This is a genomic window from Yeosuana aromativorans (genome assembly GCF_014646655.1).
GTDB classification, from domain to species: Bacteria; Bacteroidota; Bacteroidia; order Flavobacteriales; family Flavobacteriaceae; genus Yeosuana; species Yeosuana aromativorans.
Genome location: NZ_BMNR01000002.1, coordinates 709,633 through 730,488 on the forward strand (window position 1 = coordinate 709,633; position 20,856 = coordinate 730,488).

24 protein-coding genes are annotated in these 20,856 nt (G+C 36.5%); 10 read left to right on the forward strand and 14 right to left on the reverse strand.

The annotated features are described in order from the left end of the window. Positions 1 to 11: 11 nt before the first annotated feature. Entirely contained in the window at positions 12 to 1,376 is a 1,365-nt protein-coding gene (gene hemN / locus IEW94_RS06515) for an oxygen-independent coproporphyrinogen III oxidase (RefSeq protein ID WP_188651178.1), read from the reverse strand. A 132-nt stretch (positions 1,377 to 1,508) separates the two neighbouring features. Between hemN and IEW94_RS06520 the strand changes: the two genes are divergently transcribed. The 4 genes from IEW94_RS06520 to IEW94_RS06535 all read left to right on the forward strand — a co-directional run bounded on the left by IEW94_RS06520 (position 1,509) and on the right by IEW94_RS06535 (position 4,333). Further along, positions 1,509 to 2,090 carry a superoxide dismutase family protein gene (locus tag IEW94_RS06520; RefSeq protein ID WP_188651180.1) on the forward strand — a complete coding sequence of 194 codons (582 nt, stop codon included), beginning with the start codon at positions 1,509 to 1,511 and terminating at the stop codon, positions 2,088 to 2,090. Positions 2,091 to 2,178: 88 nt separating this feature from the next. Then, positions 2,179 to 2,709 (forward strand): RNA polymerase sigma factor, encoded by a 531-nt coding sequence (locus IEW94_RS06525; RefSeq protein WP_188651182.1) that lies wholly within the window; start codon positions 2,179 to 2,181, stop codon positions 2,707 to 2,709. Position 2,710: 1 nt separating this feature from the next. Further along, on the forward strand, positions 2,711 to 3,517 hold the full coding sequence (locus IEW94_RS06530; RefSeq protein WP_188651184.1) for an anti-sigma factor: 807 nt from the start codon (positions 2,711 to 2,713) through the stop codon (positions 3,515 to 3,517). 234 nt (positions 3,518 to 3,751) lie between these two features. After that, the gene (locus tag IEW94_RS06535) at positions 3,752 to 4,333 is read left to right on the forward strand and encodes a YdeI/OmpD-associated family protein (RefSeq protein WP_188651186.1); all 582 of its coding nucleotides are present in this window, start codon (positions 3,752 to 3,754) and stop codon (positions 4,331 to 4,333) included. Positions 4,334 to 4,486: 153 nt separating this feature from the next. Here the strand turns inward: IEW94_RS06535 and IEW94_RS06540 are convergent, their stop codons facing one another. The 4 genes from IEW94_RS06540 to IEW94_RS16970 all read right to left on the reverse strand — a co-directional run bounded on the left by IEW94_RS06540 (position 4,487) and on the right by IEW94_RS16970 (position 9,333). Then, positions 4,487 to 6,721, reverse strand: coding sequence for a TonB-dependent receptor (locus IEW94_RS06540; protein WP_188651188.1), 2,235 nt, complete (start codon positions 6,719 to 6,721; stop codon positions 4,487 to 4,489). 14 nt (positions 6,722 to 6,735) lie between these two features. Next, positions 6,736 to 8,028, reverse strand: coding sequence for a tetratricopeptide repeat protein (locus tag IEW94_RS06545; protein ID WP_188651190.1), 1,293 nt, complete (start codon positions 8,026 to 8,028; stop codon positions 6,736 to 6,738). A 76-nt stretch (positions 8,029 to 8,104) separates the two neighbouring features. Then, on the reverse strand, positions 8,105 to 8,659 hold the full coding sequence (locus IEW94_RS16965) for a DUF4331 family protein (protein ID WP_188651192.1): 555 nt from the start codon (positions 8,657 to 8,659) through the stop codon (positions 8,105 to 8,107). Between the two features lie 20 nt (positions 8,660 to 8,679). Beyond that, entirely contained in the window at positions 8,680 to 9,333 is a 654-nt protein-coding gene (locus tag IEW94_RS16970) for a DUF4331 family protein (protein WP_188651194.1), read from the reverse strand. A 146-nt stretch (positions 9,334 to 9,479) separates the two neighbouring features. On the opposite strand from IEW94_RS16970, the gene argE reads away from it, so the two are divergent. From argE to lpxD, 3 genes are all read left to right on the forward strand, one after another. Further along, the gene (argE, locus tag IEW94_RS06560; protein ID WP_188651196.1) at positions 9,480 to 10,643 is read left to right on the forward strand and encodes an acetylornithine deacetylase; all 1,164 of its coding nucleotides are present in this window, start codon (positions 9,480 to 9,482) and stop codon (positions 10,641 to 10,643) included. A 57-nt stretch (positions 10,644 to 10,700) separates the two neighbouring features. Further along, positions 10,701 to 11,873, forward strand: coding sequence for an LETM1-related biofilm-associated protein (locus tag IEW94_RS06565; protein WP_188651198.1), 1,173 nt, complete (start codon positions 10,701 to 10,703; stop codon positions 11,871 to 11,873). A gap of 79 nt (positions 11,874 to 11,952) precedes the next feature. Then, positions 11,953 to 12,945, forward strand: a complete 993-nt coding sequence (gene lpxD / locus IEW94_RS06570) for a UDP-3-O-(3-hydroxymyristoyl)glucosamine N-acyltransferase (protein ID WP_188651200.1) — start codon at positions 11,953 to 11,955, stop codon at positions 12,943 to 12,945. Between the two features lie 14 nt (positions 12,946 to 12,959). Here lpxD and IEW94_RS06575 read toward each other — a convergent pair whose 3' ends face one another. The 4 genes from IEW94_RS06575 to IEW94_RS06590 form a co-directional block, all read right to left on the reverse strand. After that, positions 12,960 to 13,160, reverse strand: coding sequence for a DUF6327 family protein (locus IEW94_RS06575; RefSeq protein WP_188651202.1), 201 nt, complete (start codon positions 13,158 to 13,160; stop codon positions 12,960 to 12,962). Between the two features lie 3 nt (positions 13,161 to 13,163). After that, positions 13,164 to 13,514 carry a hypothetical protein gene (locus tag IEW94_RS06580; protein WP_188651204.1) on the reverse strand — a complete coding sequence of 117 codons (351 nt, stop codon included), beginning with the start codon at positions 13,512 to 13,514 and terminating at the stop codon, positions 13,164 to 13,166. Then, complete coding sequence (locus IEW94_RS06585) at positions 13,514 to 13,849, reverse strand: YtxH domain-containing protein (RefSeq protein WP_188651206.1); 336 nt, start codon at positions 13,847 to 13,849, stop codon at positions 13,514 to 13,516. The genes IEW94_RS06580 and IEW94_RS06585 overlap by 1 nt, the downstream gene beginning before the upstream one ends. 256 nt (positions 13,850 to 14,105) lie before the next feature. Beyond that, on the reverse strand, positions 14,106 to 14,534 hold the full coding sequence (locus IEW94_RS06590) for an FKBP-type peptidyl-prolyl cis-trans isomerase (protein WP_188651208.1): 429 nt from the start codon (positions 14,532 to 14,534) through the stop codon (positions 14,106 to 14,108). A 254-nt stretch (positions 14,535 to 14,788) separates the two neighbouring features. Here IEW94_RS06590 and IEW94_RS06595 point away from each other — a divergent pair, with 254 nt between their 5' ends. The 3 genes from IEW94_RS06595 to IEW94_RS06605 all read left to right on the forward strand — a co-directional run bounded on the left by IEW94_RS06595 (position 14,789) and on the right by IEW94_RS06605 (position 17,176). Beyond that, complete coding sequence (locus IEW94_RS06595; RefSeq protein ID WP_188651210.1) at positions 14,789 to 15,601, forward strand: alpha/beta hydrolase; 813 nt, start codon at positions 14,789 to 14,791, stop codon at positions 15,599 to 15,601. 182 nt (positions 15,602 to 15,783) lie between these two features. Further along, positions 15,784 to 16,407, forward strand: a complete 624-nt coding sequence (locus tag IEW94_RS06600) for a DUF4386 domain-containing protein (RefSeq protein WP_188651212.1) — start codon at positions 15,784 to 15,786, stop codon at positions 16,405 to 16,407. Between the two features lie 4 nt (positions 16,408 to 16,411). Continuing rightward, on the forward strand, positions 16,412 to 17,176 hold the full coding sequence (locus tag IEW94_RS06605; RefSeq protein ID WP_188651214.1) for a DUF6090 family protein: 765 nt from the start codon (positions 16,412 to 16,414) through the stop codon (positions 17,174 to 17,176). A gap of 54 nt (positions 17,177 to 17,230) precedes the next feature. Here the strand turns inward: IEW94_RS06605 and IEW94_RS06610 are convergent, their stop codons facing one another. From IEW94_RS06610 to IEW94_RS06630, 5 genes are read right to left on the reverse strand one after another with little or no spacing between them, the layout of a single operon-like run. Then, complete coding sequence (locus tag IEW94_RS06610; RefSeq protein WP_188651216.1) at positions 17,231 to 17,986, reverse strand: LytR/AlgR family response regulator transcription factor; 756 nt, start codon at positions 17,984 to 17,986, stop codon at positions 17,231 to 17,233. Next, positions 17,983 to 18,324, reverse strand: a complete 342-nt coding sequence (locus tag IEW94_RS06615; protein WP_188651218.1) for a 2TM domain-containing protein — start codon at positions 18,322 to 18,324, stop codon at positions 17,983 to 17,985. Before IEW94_RS06615 ends, IEW94_RS06610 begins: the two co-directional genes overlap by 4 nt. 18 nt (positions 18,325 to 18,342) lie before the next feature. After that, a complete protein-coding gene (locus IEW94_RS06620; RefSeq protein ID WP_188651220.1) occupies positions 18,343 to 18,648 on the reverse strand; it encodes a 2TM domain-containing protein in 306 nt (101 codons plus the stop codon). A gap of 12 nt (positions 18,649 to 18,660) precedes the next feature. Further along, positions 18,661 to 20,007 (reverse strand): histidine kinase, encoded by a 1,347-nt coding sequence (locus IEW94_RS06625; protein ID WP_188651222.1) that lies wholly within the window; start codon positions 20,005 to 20,007, stop codon positions 18,661 to 18,663. A 23-nt stretch (positions 20,008 to 20,030) separates the two neighbouring features. Next, positions 20,031 to 20,654 (reverse strand): hypothetical protein, encoded by a 624-nt coding sequence (locus tag IEW94_RS06630; RefSeq protein ID WP_188651224.1) that lies wholly within the window; start codon positions 20,652 to 20,654, stop codon positions 20,031 to 20,033. Positions 20,655 to 20,856: the final 202 nt, after the last annotated feature.

The window sequence follows — 20,856 nt, forward strand, 5'->3', positions numbered from 1 at the left end:
TAAATGACGCTTTAAACGGTCATGGAAAACAATTGTACATCTGGGGTTTTTCGTTGCAATAATAAATCAAACGCCATACATATATTTCTCACAAAAGGTTGCCCTTTAGGTAAAACCTTTATGGATGTTGATTGGATTTCCAACAACTCATCCCGTTCCATTTCCTTAAGCTTCATCAACACCTCAGGAATTTCATCAAAACGCATGAGCTCCGCCTCCCATGAGGTTTCAAAACTGCACATCAAATTAAGAATGTGACGCCTTATGATTAAATCTTCCTCATTCAATATATGACCTCTGTAAACCGGTAATCTGTTTTGTTCCAATAGGTCATAATAGTCTTCAATCACTTTTACATTTTGGCCAAACCCATACCAGCTATCACCAATGGATGATACACCCAAACCTATCATAGTTTGTGTTTTGGAGGCCGTATAGCCCATAAAATTTCTGTGCAAACTTTTGTTTTGCATGGACTTATAAAGAGAATCCGATGGCAATGCAAAATGGTCCATGCCAATTTCATGATAGCCTACCTCAGTCAACAGCTGTTTACCCAATTCATATTGTTGCCGTTTCAGTTCTGCTTTGGGTAAGTCAGAATCCTTGAACCCACGTTGACCGTTTCCTTTAATCCAAGGCACATGCGCATAACTGTAAAACGCCAATCTATCAGGGCATAACTCCTTAGTTTTTAAAATGGTTTGCTCTACGTGTTCCATGGTTTGAAACGGCAATCCAAAAATAATATCATGACCAACCGATGTATAACCAATTTCACGAGCTGTTTCTGTGGCTCGCTTAACATTTTCAAATGGTTGGATTCTGTGAATGGCTTTTTGAACCGTAATATTATAATCCTGAACACCGTAACTAACCCGCCTAAATCCAACATCGTACAGTGCTTGCAAATGAGCTTTTGTAGTATTGTTTGGGTGACCTTCAAAACTAAATTCATGTCCTTTTGCTACAACAGCATCTTTTAAAATACCGTTTATCAAGCGTTTTAAGTTTTCTGGCTTAAAAAAGGTAGGCGTTCCGCCACCAAGGTGCATCTCCTTTATGATTGGTTTTTCATCAAACAACTCTAAATACAAACCCCATTCCTTTAAAACGGCATCTATATAAGGTGATTCTACATCATGTTGTTTGGTAATACGTTTGTTACAGCCGCAAAACGTACATAAACTTTCGCAAAAGGGCATGTGAATATACAAACTGATACCTTCTGAAGCATTGCTTTCATTAAATGATGTTTTTACTGATGACGTCCAGTTTTCCAAAGAAAATGTATCGTTATCCCAATACGGAACTGTTGGATAGCTTGTATAGCGCGGTCCCGCAATATTATACTTATTAATTAGTGACTTGTTCATACCTGTAATCTTGGTTCAAAATTAATTTAAAACGTAATTGCAAAATATGATAATAGTCATATTGATTTTTGCAAAAGGCTAAAAATAGCCTTAACTTTAATCGAAATTTAAATTAAAACTTAAAAAAACATTATGAAAAGCTTATCAATTTTTGCAACTGCAGCGCTATTGTGTCTTACAGTAGCCTGTAAAAATGGTAAAAAAGAAACAAAACAAATGACTGAAGAACCTTCTATGGAAAAAGAAACCATGAATTCTGAAATTGAAGTCATTAAAGTTGCCTTAGAGCCAAAAAGCGACAGTCATGTTACTGGTAACATTACGTTTACTCAAGAAAATGGATCGGTAACCATGGTTGCCAATATGGAAGGATTGACTGAAGGCACACATGCCATTCATATCCATGAAAAATCAGATTGCTCAGCTCCTGATGGAACATCAGCTGGTGGTCACTGGAACCCAACCAACCAACCACATGGCAAATGGGGTGCGCCTGAAGGATACCATAAAGGTGATATAGGAAACTTTACCGCTGGTGCAGATGGCAAAGGTTCTATAACTTTCACGACTGACCAATGGTGCATTGGTTGTGGAGACCCCAATAAAGACATCCTAGGAAAAGGCGTTATTGTTCATGAGGGCGCTGACGATTACACATCACAACCCTCTGGTGCCGCCGGAAGCAGAGTAAGTTGCGCTGGCATTATCAAATAAAAGAACAAACACACAGTTTAAAAGCTACTTTATATAAAGTAGCTTTTTTGTTTTTAATTTATTACTTTCGAAAACACAAACACATTGCATGCATTTAGATTTACTAGTTGAAAAATTCCAACAACAAGACGTCAAAGCTTTTGAATCATTGTATAATATGTACAGTAAGAGCATGCACGGCGTGATATACAATATTGTTAGGGATTACGATTTAGCAGAAGAGGTTATGCAAGATGTGTTTATAAAAGCATGGCACAATGCCAGTAACTATTCAATTGAAAAAGGCCGCTTTTTTACATGGATTTTAAATATTGCCAGAAATGCTGCCATTGACAAAACACGCTCGAAAAGTTTTAAGAACACTAGCAAAAACCTCAATGCAGAATTTTTCGTAGATATTCTGCAAGACCAAGATAACTTGGATAATAAAACAGATGCCTTGGGTATAAAAAAATATGTATCTAAACTGGCCAGTAAATGCATTGAAGTCATTGAGCTGTTATATTTTAAGGGATATACCCAAAAAGAAGCCTCAGAAACTTTGGACATGCCCATTGGTACCATAAAAACAAGGAACAGAAATTGCATCAATGAGCTAAGGCTCATGCTCAAAATTTAAAATGGATATAGAGGATTACATAGACTCTGGAATTTTGGAACTGTACGTTGCAGGAGCGCTTTCTGAAAAAGAAAATCAGGAAGTCTATGCTCTCATGCAAAAGCATCCTGAGATTTTAGACGAAGTCTTAAAAATTGAAGCTGCCATAAAAACATTAACCGAGGCTGCTTCACCTGATAAAACACAAGCGTTTGATACTGTTAAAGTACGATTAGGCCTTGAGGATACAGACCATAAGGTCATTACCCTAAAACCAAAAACCAGATATAAATGGTACAGCTTTACAGGTTGGGCAGCATGTATTTTATTTGCCATTGGCTTCTTTTGGTTGGCCAATGAAAACAATCAGCTTAAAAACCAAATCAGTACCACGCAATCCACAAATGAGTTTTTAGAATTTCAAATAGAAAAAGCCAATAAAAGTTTAACCGAATCCAAAAAACTGATTGCAGTATTAAGAGATCGAAATATTATATCCGTGCCTCTTGCCGGTCAAGCGGTATATCCTGATGCGTATGCCAAAGTGTATTGGGACAAAAGCAACAACAACATCTATTTGGATGTTCAAGGCCTACCCACGCCGCCTGAAGGTAAAGTATATCAAGTATGGTCCTTAAAACTCAACCCATTAACACCAACTAGCTTAGGCACTTTGGATAACTTTAAAACCGACGAAAACAAAATATTCACCATTGAAAACGCCAATGATTCTGAGGCTTTTGGAATCACCTTGGAGCCAGCTGGCGGAAGTGAAAGTCCAACGTTAGACCAATTATATACATTGGGAACAGTAACGGCAACATCATAAAACACAACTAGTAATCAAAAACAAAAAATTATGTTAGGAATTTGGCTTTCTAAAAAAGGAAAAACAAAAACATTGCAAACATTACTAATTATTTCTTTTTTATTGATTGGAATAGGAATAGCTCTATTCTTGTGAGTTTATATAAATAAAAGGACACTAGATCTTTAGACTGATTTTGTTTATTATCATTGCAATATTCTTTAATTATCTGCCACAATCTAGCAGAAAAAATATATGAATTCTAAGATTGATTTATTTTTGGAGAAAGCCACCACATGGCAAAAGGAAATGACTGCTTTGAGAAACATTTGTCTTGACTGCGGTCTAACCGAAACCTTTAAATGGATGCATCCTTGTTATACTTTTCAAAACCATAATATTGTTTTAATTCATGGTTTTAAGGACTATTGTGCCCTATTGTTTCACAAAGGCGCTTTATTAAAAGACATGGACCATATTTTAATCCAACAGACAGAAAATGTGCAAGCGGCACGCCAAATACGATTTACTAATATTAATGATATTGAACATCTTGAAAGAACTATCAAAACTTATATTTTTGAAGCCATAGAGATAGAAAAAGCTGGATTAACGGTCAAAATGAAAACCACTTCAGACTATGATATTCCCAAGGAGCTACAACTTAAATTCGATAAAGACCCACAATTAAAATCGGCGTTTGAAGCTTTAACGCCCGGTCGTCAAAGAGGCTATTTGCTCCATTTCTCAAAAGCCAAACAATCTAAAACCCGTGAATCAAGAATTGAGGCGTGCATTCCAAAAATTTTGGATGGAAAGGGCCTCAATGACCGATAACCATAATTGAAAACAGGTTTCCTGAAAACAAAAAGCGCCTGCATGATGCAGACGCCTTTCGACAAACAAACCAACAAAAACCAAAAACTAATACAACCTTAAATAATAAATGAAAGCTTTTGCTTGGTTTTTTCTTTTCACATTCTCTCCTTTTTAAAACTTATACGTTACCGCTCCCTTAATACTAAAAGGAGTGCCGGGTGTAAAATGGATTTCCTCAACTGGTTGGGATTCGCTTTTAAGCCTTGACTCCGTTGCAAATTGTGTTTCGTTCCATTCGGTATTAAAAATATTTTCAATCATCACTCCCAAGGTTAGGTTTTTAAGACCATAATTAGCATTAAAATCAGTGACAAAATAGCCCTTTGCAACAATACTATTATCTTCATTAGCAGGTCTATCATCAAGATATCGATACTTTAATCCACCTGAAAATCCATGATAATCACGAACAGCCAGTCCACCTGTCATGGTAAAATCCGGAGCCAACAGAATAAAGTTTTGTCCCTTAGGGTCTTCTGTGCTTCTGGCATGAGTTAAGGTGGCATCGGTATCAAAAAACAACCAGTCATATAATTGGTAACGCAAGCCAAAGTCCAAACCAAAACGCTCTGTTTTGCCACTAGGCTCTACGATATCAGCATCACCCACATACACAAACTCTTGTTCTAAAAACAGATACCAAATGGCTGAATTTAAAAATAATCTTGGTGTGGGTTTCCACAGTGTTCCAAGATCCATACCGTAGGCTTTGGGCAAAATATCTTTACCTAGCTGACTCACTACTACTCTGGTGTCATTAGAATGAAATCCGATTCCTGATTTCAAATACACTTGCAAATTGCTTGAGGCATTATAGAAAAAGTTCAGTTTAGGACAAACAATCGTTTTGGTTTCCGTTTGAACGGTATACGTGGATTGCAATTTATCATTGTACAAAAACTTGAAATAATCCAATCGCAAGGCTGGGGCTACACGGAATTTTCCAAAATCAAATTCTGCTTTTGTAAATCCACTGATGTTGGTTTGGTTTAAGTCCCCCAGTTTTAAAGTCTCTAAAGTAGTCGTTCTATTTAAGGTTTTAGACAGTTCAATACCATCAACTATATCGTGCCTAAAACTTAAACCAGACGTTATGGTTAAGGGAGTCTTGCCCAAATAGGTGTCTTTTTTAATATCTGTATTGGCGCCAAAAACTTGTCGATTTTCCTTTTGCCGTATTTGATCACCATTTACGGGGTCTTCCAAAAAGAACGTAAAATCGGAATACAGTTCAAATGCGTATTGGGAATAAAAGGCATTCATTTTTAAAGATGTATCGTCTGAAAGATGCTTGTCCAATTCAACATTAACATTACTACGATGTGTTGTACCGCCTTCGGTATCATCAATAGAACCAAACCGGGAAATGTACCCGTTTTCAACTTCACGCTGCGGAATTTGTCCTGATGCATCCCATCGGCTTGTAAAATGCGATACGATGACCGATAGCTTATCGTTGTTTGGCGAAAATGCCACATATTTCCCAAACAAATTCAAACGGTTGAAATTTTGTGGCGACTCAAAAGGACCATCGGTTGCCAAATATTCTGTTGCCAGATAGGCGTTTTGGTTTTTGGTATCTTCAAGTAATTTGAAAAGCCCCAAGGTTCTTATGTAGTTGAATTGGCCTGCAGATACGGTCAAAGAACTTTCCTTTAAATAATCCTTGGTTGAAAAATCCACGTATCCAGACGTATCAAAGTCTCCGTGATTGGCATAATACGGCCCCTTTCCAAAATCTATTTTATTGATAGTTTCGGGGATAACAAAATGCAAATCGCTATACCCTTGACCATGGGCGTGCGATACCATATTGACCGGCATTCCATCTACTGAAATAGCTATATCGGTACCATGATCTATATCAAATCCTCTTAAGAAAAGCTGCTCTGCCTTACCGCCTCCTGCATGCTGGCCAATAAAAAGTCCGGGGACTTTCCTCAAAATTTCCTGAGATGAGTTTACTGGATTTGTTTTTAAATCCAATCGTGAAATAGTACTCACAGGGTTTAAGGTTTGTGAAATGACCAATTCATTCAACTCAAGCGCTTTTTCTTCTAAAACAACCGTTAGCTTTGAATTAAAATTAACTGCATTTAAAACCATATTCTTGGTCTTAAAACCCAAAAGCCCTATTTGCAGGGAATCACCCAGAGTTGTGTTATCCAAAACAAAGGTCCCGTTTTCAGATGAATGGGTATGGCTTAACGAATTTAGGTTATAAATATAAGCACCCTCCAAAGGCTGGCTACTTTCATTCACAACCAGCCCTTTTATTTGTTGAGAATACGCCATATTTATTATAGTCATTGACATGACAATCGTTAAAAGGATTGATACTTTCATGTGCTTTTTTAAAACTAAATATTGTTTATTTTTTCTGTTACAATGGGTCCTAATTCAAATGTGCTTTTTTGCAATTCTTCTTTTAACTTTTCGGCTTCTTTTTCATTTCCGTTAGCTTTATACACCTCAGCCAAATGGTACAATGTATGGGGTTCATAGGTTTTATTAACCACGTGATCTTCCATGATTTTCAAGGCTTCTTTGGCATCACCATGATTGTAATAGGCCCAGGCCAGTAGGTCATAAGACTGCGGTGTAGGTCGGTTTTTAATTTCAGTATTGGCTATGCTAAGCGCTGATTGGATCTGATTTAAATCCTCGGAATATAAAATGGCATTATACTTATTGTACATGTTGCCATAAGCTTTATTATTTACAGCAGTAAAATAGGCGTTCAAGTTGTCATTCTTTGCTTTTACATCGCCCATATATTTGGCTATTTCGGCTTTTAACAGATAATACGATGGTGATGCATTAGTTTTTGAAATGGCATCTAAAATCCGTAAGGCTTCCTTGGGGTTATGCTCGTATGAATACACAATCCATGCTATCCCTTTTTTAGCATAGGCATCATTGGGATTGATTTTAAGGGATTTTAAATAATAGTTATAGGAATCTTCAACCTGCCCGTTATGCCCGTAAAAATCAGCAAGGTTAGTGTACACCCATTCCATGGTCCATTTATTTTTGGTGGCCTCTGCCATTTGTGCGGCTTTTTCCAAATAGGTAATAGCAGCATCCAAATCACCTTGGTGGTCTTTCCATTTTGACAATCGTATGAGAAAGTCGAAATCCTTGTAATTTTCAATCTTATCCAAGTAGGTTTCAACCTCAGCATAGTTGCCCAACTCAAAGTACACATCAAATAACATTTTTTGGGTGGCTTTTAAGCTCTCTCCAATCAGTTCCGCTTTTTTTAAATGTTTTAAAGCTTCTCTAAACTGATGTTGTGAAATATTATTTCGTGCCAGAGCCCTTAAATACCCCGATTTGGAATAATTTGTCCTTTTATTGACTTCTTCTAATTTATGTCCTGCTTCTATAAGGTCTTCTATATTACCTGTCTCCTTAAAAATTAAAGATTGAGATGTTGCAGCTTTAACCAAATACGGAAACTGATTCGGTTCTTTTTCTAGCTTTTTTTCCCAAAATGTGTAATCGTTTTGTGCTAATTGCAACATCTCGTTCTCTTTAGTGTTCAAATAGGCATTGTAATCTTTGCTATTGGTAATCTTTTGTGTTGCTTTGTTGCAGCTTGTTATGGCTAATAATAAAGCCATGACCGCTAGGTTATATATTGGTTTCATAGTGTTGTTGTTTTGTTGTTATTGAGATTAAAATTTCAGGGCATGTAAGTGAGAACATGCCCTGATAAGACAGCATCTACCAAGGCGATGCCAAATATGGAAATGAAGTCAAAAAGGCTTTGTCGTTACCATCAACATGATCGTCAGATAATCCAGGGTTTTCACTAAAGTCTTCACCACCAAAAATCAGTAGCAATTCTACAGTGATCACATCATCATTTAATGCTCGTCCCGTCAATACATTAGTACCATCATAAAATGTAGTAGTTCCATCCAATGAGACATTTAAAACATCTGTGGCCAATAAGCCAGTAAATGTAGCCGCATCTAACCCTAAGGCATTCTTGTCGCCGGCATTTGCATAAGCAGGGCTGAGTGCTTCTAAATTAGATTGAAACATACTTTGAAACATAGCATTTTGCTGTGACGGAGTAGTAACATTAAACGCATCTTTACTGGAGCTCGACACAAAAACCGTATTGACGGCTGGTCTTCCAATTTGATCTTGTTGTGTGTAGGTTCCAGAAAAGTCAGGGTCCATTGGAGTCATCTTATCATCATTGTCATTACTGCAATTAAACATTGTAAGTGTAAACAATGCGGCAGTCGCTAATATTTTTATAGTCTTCATAGTATTTGATTTATGTATTATTATTGTTTTCTTTTTGATTCTACCCATGTATTGATAGTTCCTGAACCGCCTATCATGGTTTTTGGTACTTCAACTACAATGGACATCACATTGGTTCCGGCAAACGTATCGCTACCAGGATTGTTAAAGCTGCTAGCCATACCGCCAATAATGGCACTATACTGGGCAAAGTCCATAAAGAATGGATCATCTCTTGGGCCTGCAAAAAATTTCATTCCATTATTGCTACCCACAATAGCATTGGAGCCGTAAGGGGTGATTGCAACATAGGATTCGTTGTTGGACATGGTTTCAACTTTACTGTTAATACCAGTTTGTGAAGGTGCTGTTGGCCCAAAGAAATACATTTTTCCATCTCTGGGAATGGCTTGGATTACTAAGTCCTCAACATTGTCACCAGTGGTGTCAATATTGAATTCTACCATGACGTTCTCATCAAACATGGCGCTTCCTGTGGCGCCTGGGCTAAGTAACCCTTGCACGTTGGCTACAAACACCAGGTTATCGGTGTTTTCGCCTTGAAAGGCATAAAAATCGGTGATATCACTTGTACCACCTTGTACGGCAGGTGCATCAATATGATCGGCTGCAATCATAAAAAAGCCTGCAATTGCCAGAACTCCGGCACTTAAAATAATTTTTGTTGTTTTCATAATTTTGAGATTTTTGTTAATTATTAATTGGTCTCTGCCTTACCTACGAAGTAATATCAATAGCGGTTTTGTTAAAGTTTTGTTAACAAAAATAGATTCGCTTATAAACTTGAAAGGTTACCTTTGTAACCATTAAGATTCATATTATGACCGTTGAAACGCTTTTGGAAAAACTAATAGCCTTTCCTGTATTGGGAGGTGAACCTAATTTGGATATCATTAATTGGATTAAAGAATATGTTGAAGGGTATGGTGTTTCAACAACCTTGGTATTTAACGAAAAAAAAGATAAAGCATCCTTACATTGCCGGATAGGGCCGGCCGTTGATGGTGGCGTGATACTTTCAGGACATACCGATGTGATTCCCGTGGAAGGGCAAGATTGGAAAACGGATCCGTTTAAATTGGTTGATAAAGGCGATGGCAAATTGTACGCCCGAGGCAGTTGTGATATGAAAGGCTTTATTGCTTGTTGTTTAGCCGTATTGCCCAAAATGATAAAAAGCAATCTTAAAGTCCCTATTTATTTTGCTTTTTCATATGACGAAGAAATTGGATGCCTTGGTGCGCCAGAGCTTATTGAAAGCATTCAATCAACGTATATTGAAACTCCTCAATATGCTATCATTGGCGAACCCACCATGCTACAACCCATTATAGGCCAAAAGGGTATTTACATTCTTGATATCACAATTAACGGTTCGGCTGGGCATAGCAGTAGAATTAAACAAGAAGTAAGTGCTGTTCATGAAGCCGCCAGGCTAACGATGTGGGCCGAAGAAAACATGCAATCGCGTATTGATTTGAACAAACTGGACGTCCGATTTGATCCACCTCACTCATCCTTACATGTAGGCATTATAAAAGGCGGCATTGCCCCCAATATCATTGCAGACAAAGCTTTTTTAACATTGGATATTCGGTCCATTCCACAGGACAACGCATTAGACATTTTTAAGGAACTAAAAATGTATTGCCAAAATAGGGAACGCGAACTGAGACCTATTTTTCCTGAGTTTAAAATAACTTTGAAAGAAAACCATCCACCGGTGCCACCATTAAACACCGATGAAAACGATGATGTAGTGGCACTGTTGCGCAATATTACAGGAAACCACGAATGGAGTACGGTTTCCTATGCGTCTGAAGCTGGTCAATTTGCTAAAGCCGGATTCCGCACTATCATTTGTGGCCCTGGCTCTATTGAGCAAGCACACAGAGCCAATGAATTCATATCAAAAGACCAATTACATAAAGGTGTTTTAATGATCAAACAGTTAGTGAAAGAACTAGAAAACCCCAATAGTTAAATTCATTTTTTTCTATTTATAAATATGGTGTAATTTTACCTACTTAAATTTAGTATCATGAATCCATCAGCAAACGGCTGGATAAAAAAACTTATAAAAGAGCTTTCAGAAAATGACGGTTATTTACAATTGTCCCTAAATAATTTTTATAGGGAACTAAAAACCAGTGGTTTTATTTATGGAAGTAACGTATCGGTTGTCAATGATGCCATTAAAAACAATGATTTCACCCACGAGGAATTAGGCAAAATCAATCTGTTTTTGGCCTTTTATTATATTCACCATAATTCTAAAACCACAACCAATATCATAGATAGCATCATTGGTTTTTATCATGCTATTGATGATTACAAAACCTCTTTTTTTGAAGGATTTTTAGGTCGGAAAAAATCAGCGGCCTTATTGGAAGACATGATCAATAAAAGGGTTCAAATTGATGATAACATCCTCACCAAAAACTTCAATTACTTTATCACAAACGCCTTACTTTTTGTTGATGTGTTGGCCTATCAAGAGTATCTAAAATCGAATAAGATTTCAGAAGCCTATATACAAGAACTTGAAGCTGCCATTGAAACGATTGTATTAATGGTATTTGACACAAAAAAAGACAAATCCAAATACGACGAAAGCTTAATCAAGCTATTTGAATCTTCTTTACGCTACCACAATAAAAGCACATTGACCTATACTAATGTCATTGAAAGTATTACAACTGAATTGGGCAAATATTACATCATTGACATAGCTTGTATGGCCTTTTGGACCGATAAAATTATTGACAGTGAAGAACAAAAGGTATTAAACACCTTAGGACATGACCTTAAGCTCAAACCTGAAATCATTGAAGAATCCATCAAAGACATTGATACGTTTTATATACTCAACAAAGATAAAGTTGCATTGCTGAGCTCAAAAAACATGATCCAAAGTTTTTACGACAACTCTAGTAAAATGGTCATTAACCTCATTAAAAGAAACAGTAAACGCTTGTTGAATGAACTGAGGGAAAGTAAAGAACTCATGGTTTTGCTTACACAATCAACCACAAGGACATTGACTGAAGACGAACAGAAAAAAGTACAAGATCAGTTAATGGATATCATGAAATCCATACCAAGCCTAGCCATTTTCATATTGCCTGGTGGTGCTATTTTGTTGCCATTGTTTGTAAAATTCATTCCCAAACTGTTGCCATCTGCCTTTGATGAAAACAGGATTGAGGAATAAAACCCCTCGAAAACAACTTATCCTGCTTTTTTTCGTTTAGTTTTACACAAACTAACCTCTAAATAATAGCATTCACTTTATGAAATCGTATTCAATCCAAGAACTCAATACCCTATTAAATGGAGTGTTGGTAGGTGATACCTGTCAACGTATTGACGGTCCAGAACAATTAGAAAAAGCAAAAATCAACCATATCACCTTTATTGGAAGCAACAAATACGTGAAACTTTGGCAAGACTCAAAAGCCAGTATCGCCATTGTTAATGACACGTTGGTTATTGAACCTGGCAAAGACCGTGCTTTAATTCGCGTAAAGAATGCCGATTTAGCCATGGCAAAAATATTGGAACTTTTTAATCCTTGCTCACCCGAATTTGATACTAATATCCACCCAACGGCTGTGATTCACCCATCAGCTATTCTTGGAGAAGATTGTAAAATTGGTGCTAATTGTTACGTAGGGAAAGATGTTGTTTTAGGAAACGGAGTCATATTATACCCCAATGTATGTGTGTTTGACGAAACCATTATTGGCGACCACACAACTGTTTGGTCTGGTACCGTAATCCGTGAACGTTGCATTATTGGAAACCATTGTATTTTTCATACCAATGTAAGTATTGGTGCCGATGGATTTGGCTATAGGCCAAGCGACGACGGACGTGGTTTGGTAAAAATACCCCAGATAGGCAATGTAATCATAGGGCATTATGTAGAAATTGGTGCTAACTCCTGTGTTGATAGAGCCAAATTCAGTTCCACAATTATTGGCGACGGCTGTAAAATAGATAACTTAGTGCAAGTAGCCCACAATAGTGTTATGGGACGTTCTTGCATTATGGCAGGCCATAGTGGACTAGCTGGATCTGTTACGCTTGGTGATGGCGTTATCATTGGCGGTAGTGCCTCTATTAAAGACCACACAACCATACACTCGGGTGCTACGGTTGGTGCCGGTTCTGGAGTTATGAACGATGTTCCTGCAGGCCAAACCGTATTGGGTTATCCTGCACAAGAAGCCAGAACCATGCTTAAACAATGGGTAGCCATGAAACGGATGATGAAAAATTGACGCCTTGCCCTACTCTATTTAATAAACCGTTTTAAGAGCACATAAAAACCATATTTTCCGGCCACACCTATAGCCAAATTCAACCAGCTATTTTGGTAAAAGTTGTCTTTTAATTTGTTTTTAGACAGCTTCATTTCTTCTAAAGCAATGTGCCGTTCCAGTTTTAAGCGCTTTAAATCCTGTTCTATATCATGAAACGATTGATAGTTTTTCATAGACTACGAATTAAAAAATTTAATGGATAGCGTTTTGATTACCATGTTGTTTATAAATGCTCTTTTTAAATAAATAACACCTGTTACTAACAGAAAAATACAAGCCGTTATAACGTAACCCAAAGCAAGATTTCCTAAACTGTTTCCTATAAACATGGCCAAAGCAAAGGCCAAAAAGACCAAGGCTATAAATAGTAAACCACCAATAACCAATACTTTTGTTACCAAACTGATAGAAATGCTTAATTGTTGAAATACTTTTAAGGTATAATACTCTTGAGATTTTTTAATGTAAGTTTCACCATTGTTGGTTATTGTTTTGGATGCTTCATTCACAGATTCAAAAATGTTCATTATTTTGCTTTTTGGTATTTTTTGTTTTTACTCTTCAGTTCGCTCAGTTTTTTTTCCAATGAGGTAATGACATCGTCTGTTTTATGGCTCATGTTTGACACGACTGCCTCTATTTGTTGGTCCAATGTTGCTTCTTTATTGCCAGAAACGGTGTCTGCCACTTTTTCCCTTAGATGATCAGCTTCTTCTGCTACTTTATCTTTAACTGCCAAAGCTTCATCTGCTATACGCTGTCTGGTATTTGACCCCTTGTCAGGCGCAAACAAAATACCTAATGTTGCTCCTATTGCTGTTCCTGCTAATATGCCTAATACGGCACTACTTTCTTTTCCCATAATGTTTTTAAATTTTAAAAGGTTAAACGTAATTTTTGAATGTTATACCAATTCAAATTTTAAATAGTTGTACGTATTGAAATTGTGTTGAATTCACAAACGCACTGAAGTAATATGTACTATTTTGTATGATATTGATATACTACATTATACCCTTTATTTCCGAGCTATCCAAACGGTTTAAACATATTTTAACATTTAAAACAAAAAAGCCTGGGCAGAACCCAAGCTTTTTATATCATTATGTATTGTGCGCTTATTTGATTTCAACAAGCTCTAGATCAAACGTAAGGTCTTGACCGGCCAATGGATGGTTGCCATCAACAATGATATGGTCTTCATTCACCTCGGCAACCCTGAATTGGTATTCCCTGCCATCTTCACTTCTTGAGGTCAATCCCATACCAATTTCTGGCTTGATCTCCTCTGGCAATTGGCTGTTATCCACTTTATGGAACAGCTCTTGTTGAATATCACCATAGGCTTCTTCTTTAGGAATATTCACCGTTTTTTTGTCGTTTACTTTCATGTCAATGATGGCTTTTTCAAAACCAGGTATCAGCATGCCTTGTCCTAAGGCTACTTCTAAAGGCTCTTTGCCTTCTGAACTGTCAAACACTTGACCGTTGCTTAATTTTCCTGTGTAATGAACTTTTACCGTATCATTTGCTTTTACTTGACTCATAAATTTTGTTTTCTTGTTAAAAAATAGGCACAAAGCTATCATTTATATATGGAACACCAATAAAATCCAGTAAAAAGTCCTGATACTTAACAGAATAATAACAAAAGTAGGGACTTAAAAAACCTATAGCCATTGCCTTTGTAAGAATTTTTAACTAACTTCGTTTACCTGTGCTGAACGTGTTTCAGTAACTGCTGATATAAACAATTAAAACAATTCATATCATCGCATTAAACGAACAAAAAAACAGACATATGAAAAAAATAATCTTCATTTCATTTATTGCAGCTTTGACAATTAGCTGTAAGAGCAAAGGAACAATCTATAACGACCCAATTCCACAACACGATACTTTAACCATTGCTTCAAAATTCGTGAATGAAAACCGGGTAATTAACATTTGGACACCACCAAACTATAAAGAATCCACTGACAGTTTCCCAGTACTTTATATGCCAGATGGCGGCATTAAAGAAGACTTTCCTCATATAGCCAACACATTGGAAAAATTATTGTCTGAAAATAAAATACCACCATTTATATTGGTTGGAATTGAAAATACAGAAAGAGGACGAGACTTATCAGGCTTTTCAGAAGCCGAATATGACAAACAATTTTGCCCAGTAACGGATGGAGCAAAAGATTTTAGGGCATTTATTTCGGAAGAGTTAATGCCTGAAATAAATAAAAAATATAGAACAACAAGCAGAAAAGGAATTATCGGAGAATCCCTTGCAGGGCTTTTTGTTATGGAAACATTTTTTACAAAACCAAAAACATTCGATTTTTATATTGCCATGGATCCTTCACTGTGGTGGAATGACCACTATTTAACAAAAAACGCTGATTCATTATTATCTAAATTCCCTGACCAAAAATTAAAGCTATGGTTTGCGGGTTCAAGTGCAGAAGATATTTCAGAATTCACCAATAAAGTGGAACAAACCTTGAAAGAGAGTTCTCCACAAAAATTGACTTGGAAATATTCGGACGAGCCAAATGAGAAACATAACACAATTTTCAGAGCAACAAAAGAAAAAGCCCTGATTTGGTCATTAAATGAATAAAACCTATAGACAAAAGCGCGTAAAACGTTAGACGAAACTTTTAAAAAAACATCTTGTTTACTCCAACCAGGCCTTAAAATCTATGGGAATTGTGTTAATGTGAATTTTTAATTAAATTCGTTAACAATTGGACACAGACAATCAAAACGAGTCCGCATGAAGCCATTTAAGATTAACCAAATATGAATTCGAGAAACCTGTCAATAATTGCTGGCGTTAGCTATCTGATAATTTTTTTCGCTGCGATATTCGCCAATTTCTTTGTACTTGAATCCATTACCAAGTCTCCCGTTGAAACCATTCAAAATAATCAGCTTATTGTCAGATTTGGAATACTGGCATTTTTAGTTGTTGTTGTTTTTGATGTTGTTGTTGCATGGGCGCTTTATAAATTATACCAAAGCCATTTCTTATCTGGCTTAAGTACCTTATTTAGGATGATGCATGCCGCTATCATGGGTGCTGCCATATTTGCACTTCCAATGGCATTGACGTCAACAACAGCTCCTGAAATTTTAAAGCAAATTGACATGTTCAATACTATTTGGTTAATTGGTTTGTTCTTTTTTGGGTTACACTTAATCCTTCTTGGCAGAATACTTAAAAAACCGGTTATCATTGCGCTTTTTTTATGCATTGCAGGCTTGATCTACATGATTGATACAGCAGCCCATTTTTTACTTGCAAACTACCATAACTATCAATCTTTATTCTTGGCTCTTGTGGCCATCCCCAGTATTGTTGGTGAAATGGCTTTAGCAATATGGCTACTGATAAAAGGTGGTAAAAACCAGACTGAAACTTAAAAATATGGTACAATTATTCAGAAAGGTTAGACAAAATCTATTGTCCGAAAACAAGTTCACCAAATATTTGGTTTATGCTTTGGGAGAGATCATTTTAGTGGTTATTGGCATATTGATTGCGCTCGCCATCAATAATGGCAATCAAAACAGGATAAACAAAGAAAATGAACAAACCTATTTAGCGGGATTACAGGAAGAGTTTCAAACAAGCAAAAGCAAACTAACAGAATTGATAGCGGTCAACCAAAGCAATTATGCAGGAGCTAAAAAAATACTGGAACACACCAACACAAAAAATAATCCCATATCTGAAGCCACGTTTTCAAAATTATTATACAATACTTTTTCCAAGGACATTGCCTTTAACCCAAACAATTCCCTTTTACAAGAAATGGTTAACTCAGGTAATTTAAAAAACCTGTCAAACACGCAATTGAGAAAACAGCTAACAAACTGGATTTCAACTATGGAAGACATTTCCAGGCAAGAAGAAGAACTTAGTATTCAAAGAGAAAAGGTGCTTGATATGTTTAGAACCAATGAAAATAGCCTAAAAACCATTTTTAAACAAGCAGGGATTTATGACAATATTGGTTTGCCAACAAACGAAACGGATGTTAGCAATTTAGGATTGTTAAATTCCACAGAATTTGAAAATAACGTCTTGATGTTTATTCTTACTTGTTACGCAACAGAAAAAGCGCACTATAATCCTTTAATGCAAGATTTAGATGCTATTTTGAATTTGATAAAAAAAGAAATAAACTAATTAAATTCCATACAGAAGTTAAAAAGAAAGCTTCCTTTTCAAAACCATTAATAACTATTCCAACCAGGCCTTAAAATCCTTTACTCGCTCGCGTGCCACGATTACCTCATCATCATTATAGGTGTTTAACTTAATTTGTAACCGGGAGTTGGTATAGCTAACCATATCCTTAATGGCATTGATGTTTACAAAAAACTTACGGCTAATGCGGAAAAACGTTTGGGGTTCCAAATCATTTTCCAAAAGTTCCAAGGTGGTATCCAACAAATAACTACGCCCTTCATTTGTGTACAAATACGTGCCTTTGTTTTCGCTATAGAAACATTCAATGTCCTCAATATTAATGAGTTTTAAATGCTGCCCCACTTTTACCGAAAAGCGTTTTTTATAGTCTCTGTCAATGGGATTGACCAATAGTTTTTTTATGTCGTTAAAATCCAAGGTCACGGCTTGTTTTTGTGGCAAGCGTTCCTGATACTTTTTTATGGCTTTTGCCAGTTCATCGTCATCAATGGGTTTTAACAAATAGTCTATACTGTTGAGCTTAAAGGCTTGCAGAGCATACTCATCATAGGCTGTGGTAAAAATAACGGCGCTTTTGATGTCGATGGCTTCAAATATTTCAAAGGATAAACCGTCACTTAATTGGATGTCCAAAAAAATCAAATCGGGATGCGCATTGTTTTGAAACCATATAATGCTTTCCTCTACGGAATGCAACATGGTATTGGCTTCAATGCCCAAACTGCTCAACATGCGTTGCAACCTTCTAGCTGAGGGCTTTTCGTCTTCAATAATGATTGTGTTCATTCCCATTTCTTTTTATCTTTTTCCATATACTCTTTGATCTTGCGTTGTTCCCAGTTTTTACCAAAAAGAAAATCGGGCCCAAAGACGCCTAGGAAATGAAAAAATAGCCCAATTCCCCAAAAAATGGCCGTGGAGAATGTTCCGAAACTCCAAAAGTTGTCATTATTCCTACCGATTAAAAAAAGCAAAAATAAATTGACAATAACATACGATGCCAAATGCCAATAGAATCCAACAATCTTTTTTACTTTTTTTTGTGCTCTCAAATACGCATCTTCACGATGAAAATCGTTTTGAGATGTGTAATTTTCTTCTTTATCTGTTCTAAAACGTGTCATAATTCTTAATTTTTAACATTACTCCCAGTGCTGTTCTTCTTCCTCACGCATGAATTGTTCAATCTTACGTTGTTCCCAGTTTCCTCCAAAAATACCATTGTTTACATATACATGATAGGCATGAAAAGACAGGCCTACGCCCCAGCCTATTATAGGAAACCAAAACCAATGAAATCCCCAATAGGTGTTATAATTAATGAAAATCAAAAACGGAATAAATAAGCAATAGGTTATCAAGTGGTAATAAAACCCTTTTAATGCTTCTACGCGCTTACGGGCCCTGTTGTATTTTTCTTCCATATTGTTGTCTAGTTGTGGTCTCATTTGTGTTTCTTTTTATTTCCAACGGGTATCTTGATCGTCTTCGCTTTTCATGAATTGTTTTATTTTACGCTCTTCCCAATCACGTCCAAAAACGCCCTCACTTACATACACTTTAAAGGCGTTAATAACAAGGCCAATTCCCCAGCCTATCATAGGAAACCAAAACCATTGGAATCCCCAATAGGTTTTATAATTAATGAAAATTAAAAACGGAATAACTAAGCAATATGAGATAATACCGTAGTAAAACTCCTTGAGGTCGTCAATGTGTTTTCGCGCTCTTAAATAGCTACTATCTACTTTTGAATTTGATGTTTCAGTCATGATTGATATTTGTTTAGTTAGCATTGGTATTGCCACGGCAAAACGGCTTGCTTGTTGATTGATGTTTACTTTTTTATTGGTCAGCAGATGATAGCGCTGTTTGATGTTTTCCAGCCCTACGCCACTGCTCTTTTTTACTATTTGTTTGGGTTGTAGATTGTTTTCAACTACCAAATACCCATCGTCCTCAAAAATTTTAATGTGCAAAGGATGGTTTGGCGTGACCATGTTATGCTTGACTGCATTTTCCAAAAGCAACTGCAAGGACAACGGCACCACTTTACTCTCAGGGTTTGTTGCCTTATCTGGTATTTCAAAAACAATACTGTCTTCAAACCGCATTTTAAGCAAGGACATATAGGTTTTGGCAAATTCGAGTTCCTCATCAACGGTAACCAATTCCTTGTTTTTTTGTTCCAAAACGTAGCGGTACACTTTTGACAAGGAGGTTGTAAATTTTTGGGCATTCTCGGGGTTTTCCTCAATTAAGCTGGTCAACACATTCAAGCTATTGAACAGAAAATGCGGATCCAATTGGTTTTTTAAGGCATCAAACTTAGCACTGGCTGTACCAGCAATAACCTTTTGTTCCTTGATTCTGTTTTGCTGATATCTATTGTAAAAATAGACAACATGAAAAATGGCAACAATGGTCAAGGTAATCCACAAACCAAATTGATAATACCTTATCTTTTCATGCGAAATAAACTCAACAAAGGTTTTGCCATACAATAACATGGCCGTTAAGGCTCTTAAGGCAAAAAGACCTATTAGCGTAATGATGGTTGAACCAAAAATACCAATAACAATTCTTTTAACCCTGTCTTTCCTGTTCCATTTAAGCGTTTCTAAATAATCAAAGAAAAACATGTTGGAATACCCCAAAACAAAGGAATACAGCTGATAGAAAACAAAATCGATTAAAAACTCATTGACAGTTTTATAGTGAAACCCTCCTGAATATAAGTTGCCGACTATAAAAACCGAACACCCAATAATGAATGTTATGATGATATTTTTAACTGATTTTGTCATATATAGGTTTTAAATTTTTAGAACTACTTTCTACAGGCCTCTAACAGCATTCTTGTTCTGTCTTCACCCCAATTGGGAGAAAACGGCGTTTCAGGCTTAAAGTTAGCAAAAAGATCTAAAGCCCTTTCCAGTTCTGAACAAAATGGCGCTATGTCCTGGCCAAAATATTTGGCGCCACCAATACCCCATTCGGCCTTGCAATACACCACACGTGGATTGTTTGGCGCAATCTGTTCTGCTTGTGCGTAAATTGATGCTACTTTAGCTGACAAGGCTGGCCCATAAGTAGCTCCGTCAAAAGCTACCCATGCTGTGTACAACAAAGCTTGAAGCACTAAAATCTCTGGATTGTTTTTTGAAATGGCAGTGGCGTCGTTAATTAAGTCCTGCGCTTTTTTAAGTTGAGCGGTTAATTTGTCTTCGTCCTTTTCACCAAAACTATTCACGATATTAATTTGAGCAGCATAATATGGTGGCAGCCAATTGTCTGGTTCGGCATTGGCAATGCGCTCAAACATGTTGGAGGCTTCTACTGAGTTATTGTTTCCCCAAAGTTCAAAGGCTTTTTGCATGCCTTTTTCATAATTTGTTTGCGCGGTAATTAAACCGGTTACGAGTGTTACTAAAATAATGGCTAATTTTTGCATAGTGGTTGTTTTTAAATTACACAGCAAATATGCAACAGATTATTTCTAAACGGAAAATAGTTTAACCGAATCGTCATTTTATTAGGATGAGATGTGATTGCATAGGTGAGAATGCAAAAAACCACTTTAAAATCAAACATGAATCTTAAAGTGGTTTCAACAAACGTGTTTTGTCATGGACACTAAAATCAATCCAAGTAAA

Coding starts and splice junctions, on each gene's coding strand:
- lpxD (WP_188651200.1), top strand. CDS start 11,953: ATGAAATCGTATTCAATCCAAGAACTCAATACCCTATTAAATGGAGTG.
- IEW94_RS06540 (WP_188651188.1), bottom strand. CDS start 6,721: ATGAAAGTATCAATCCTTTTAACGATTGTCATGTCAATGACTATAATA.
- IEW94_RS06605 (WP_188651214.1), top strand. CDS start 16,412: ATGGTACAATTATTCAGAAAGGTTAGACAAAATCTATTGTCCGAAAAC.
- IEW94_RS06600 (WP_188651212.1), top strand. CDS start 15,784: ATGAATTCGAGAAACCTGTCAATAATTGCTGGCGTTAGCTATCTGATA.
- IEW94_RS06525 (WP_188651182.1), top strand. CDS start 2,179: ATGCATTTAGATTTACTAGTTGAAAAATTCCAACAACAAGACGTCAAA.
- IEW94_RS06630 (WP_188651224.1), bottom strand. CDS start 20,654: ATGCAAAAATTAGCCATTATTTTAGTAACACTCGTAACCGGTTTAATT.
- IEW94_RS06585 (WP_188651206.1), bottom strand. CDS start 13,849: ATGGGAAAAGAAAGTAGTGCCGTATTAGGCATATTAGCAGGAACAGCA.
- IEW94_RS06615 (WP_188651218.1), bottom strand. CDS start 18,324: ATGACACGTTTTAGAACAGATAAAGAAGAAAATTACACATCTCAAAAC.
- IEW94_RS06575 (WP_188651202.1), bottom strand. CDS start 13,160: ATGAAAAACTATCAATCGTTTCATGATATAGAACAGGATTTAAAGCGC.
- IEW94_RS06545 (WP_188651190.1), bottom strand. CDS start 8,028: ATGAAACCAATATATAACCTAGCGGTCATGGCTTTATTATTAGCCATA.
- IEW94_RS16970 (WP_188651194.1), bottom strand. CDS start 9,333: ATGAAAACAACAAAAATTATTTTAAGTGCCGGAGTTCTGGCAATTGCA.
- IEW94_RS06610 (WP_188651216.1), bottom strand. CDS start 17,986: ATGAACACAATCATTATTGAAGACGAAAAGCCCTCAGCTAGAAGGTTG.
- IEW94_RS06620 (WP_188651220.1), bottom strand. CDS start 18,648: ATGAGACCACAACTAGACAACAATATGGAAGAAAAATACAACAGGGCC.
- IEW94_RS06590 (WP_188651208.1), bottom strand. CDS start 14,534: ATGAGTCAAGTAAAAGCAAATGATACGGTAAAAGTTCATTACACAGGA.
- IEW94_RS06580 (WP_188651204.1), bottom strand. CDS start 13,514: ATGAACATTTTTGAATCTGTGAATGAAGCATCCAAAACAATAACCAAC.
- hemN (WP_188651178.1), bottom strand. CDS start 1,376: ATGAACAAGTCACTAATTAATAAGTATAATATTGCGGGACCGCGCTAT.
- argE (WP_188651196.1), top strand. CDS start 9,480: ATGACCGTTGAAACGCTTTTGGAAAAACTAATAGCCTTTCCTGTATTG.
- IEW94_RS06595 (WP_188651210.1), top strand. CDS start 14,789: ATGAAAAAAATAATCTTCATTTCATTTATTGCAGCTTTGACAATTAGC.
- IEW94_RS06535 (WP_188651186.1), top strand. CDS start 3,752: ATGAATTCTAAGATTGATTTATTTTTGGAGAAAGCCACCACATGGCAA.
- IEW94_RS06520 (WP_188651180.1), top strand. CDS start 1,509: ATGAAAAGCTTATCAATTTTTGCAACTGCAGCGCTATTGTGTCTTACA.
- IEW94_RS06625 (WP_188651222.1), bottom strand. CDS start 20,007: ATGACAAAATCAGTTAAAAATATCATCATAACATTCATTATTGGGTGT.
- IEW94_RS06565 (WP_188651198.1), top strand. CDS start 10,701: ATGAATCCATCAGCAAACGGCTGGATAAAAAAACTTATAAAAGAGCTT.
- IEW94_RS06530 (WP_188651184.1), top strand. CDS start 2,711: ATGGATATAGAGGATTACATAGACTCTGGAATTTTGGAACTGTACGTT.
- IEW94_RS16965 (WP_188651192.1), bottom strand. CDS start 8,659: ATGAAGACTATAAAAATATTAGCGACTGCCGCATTGTTTACACTTACA.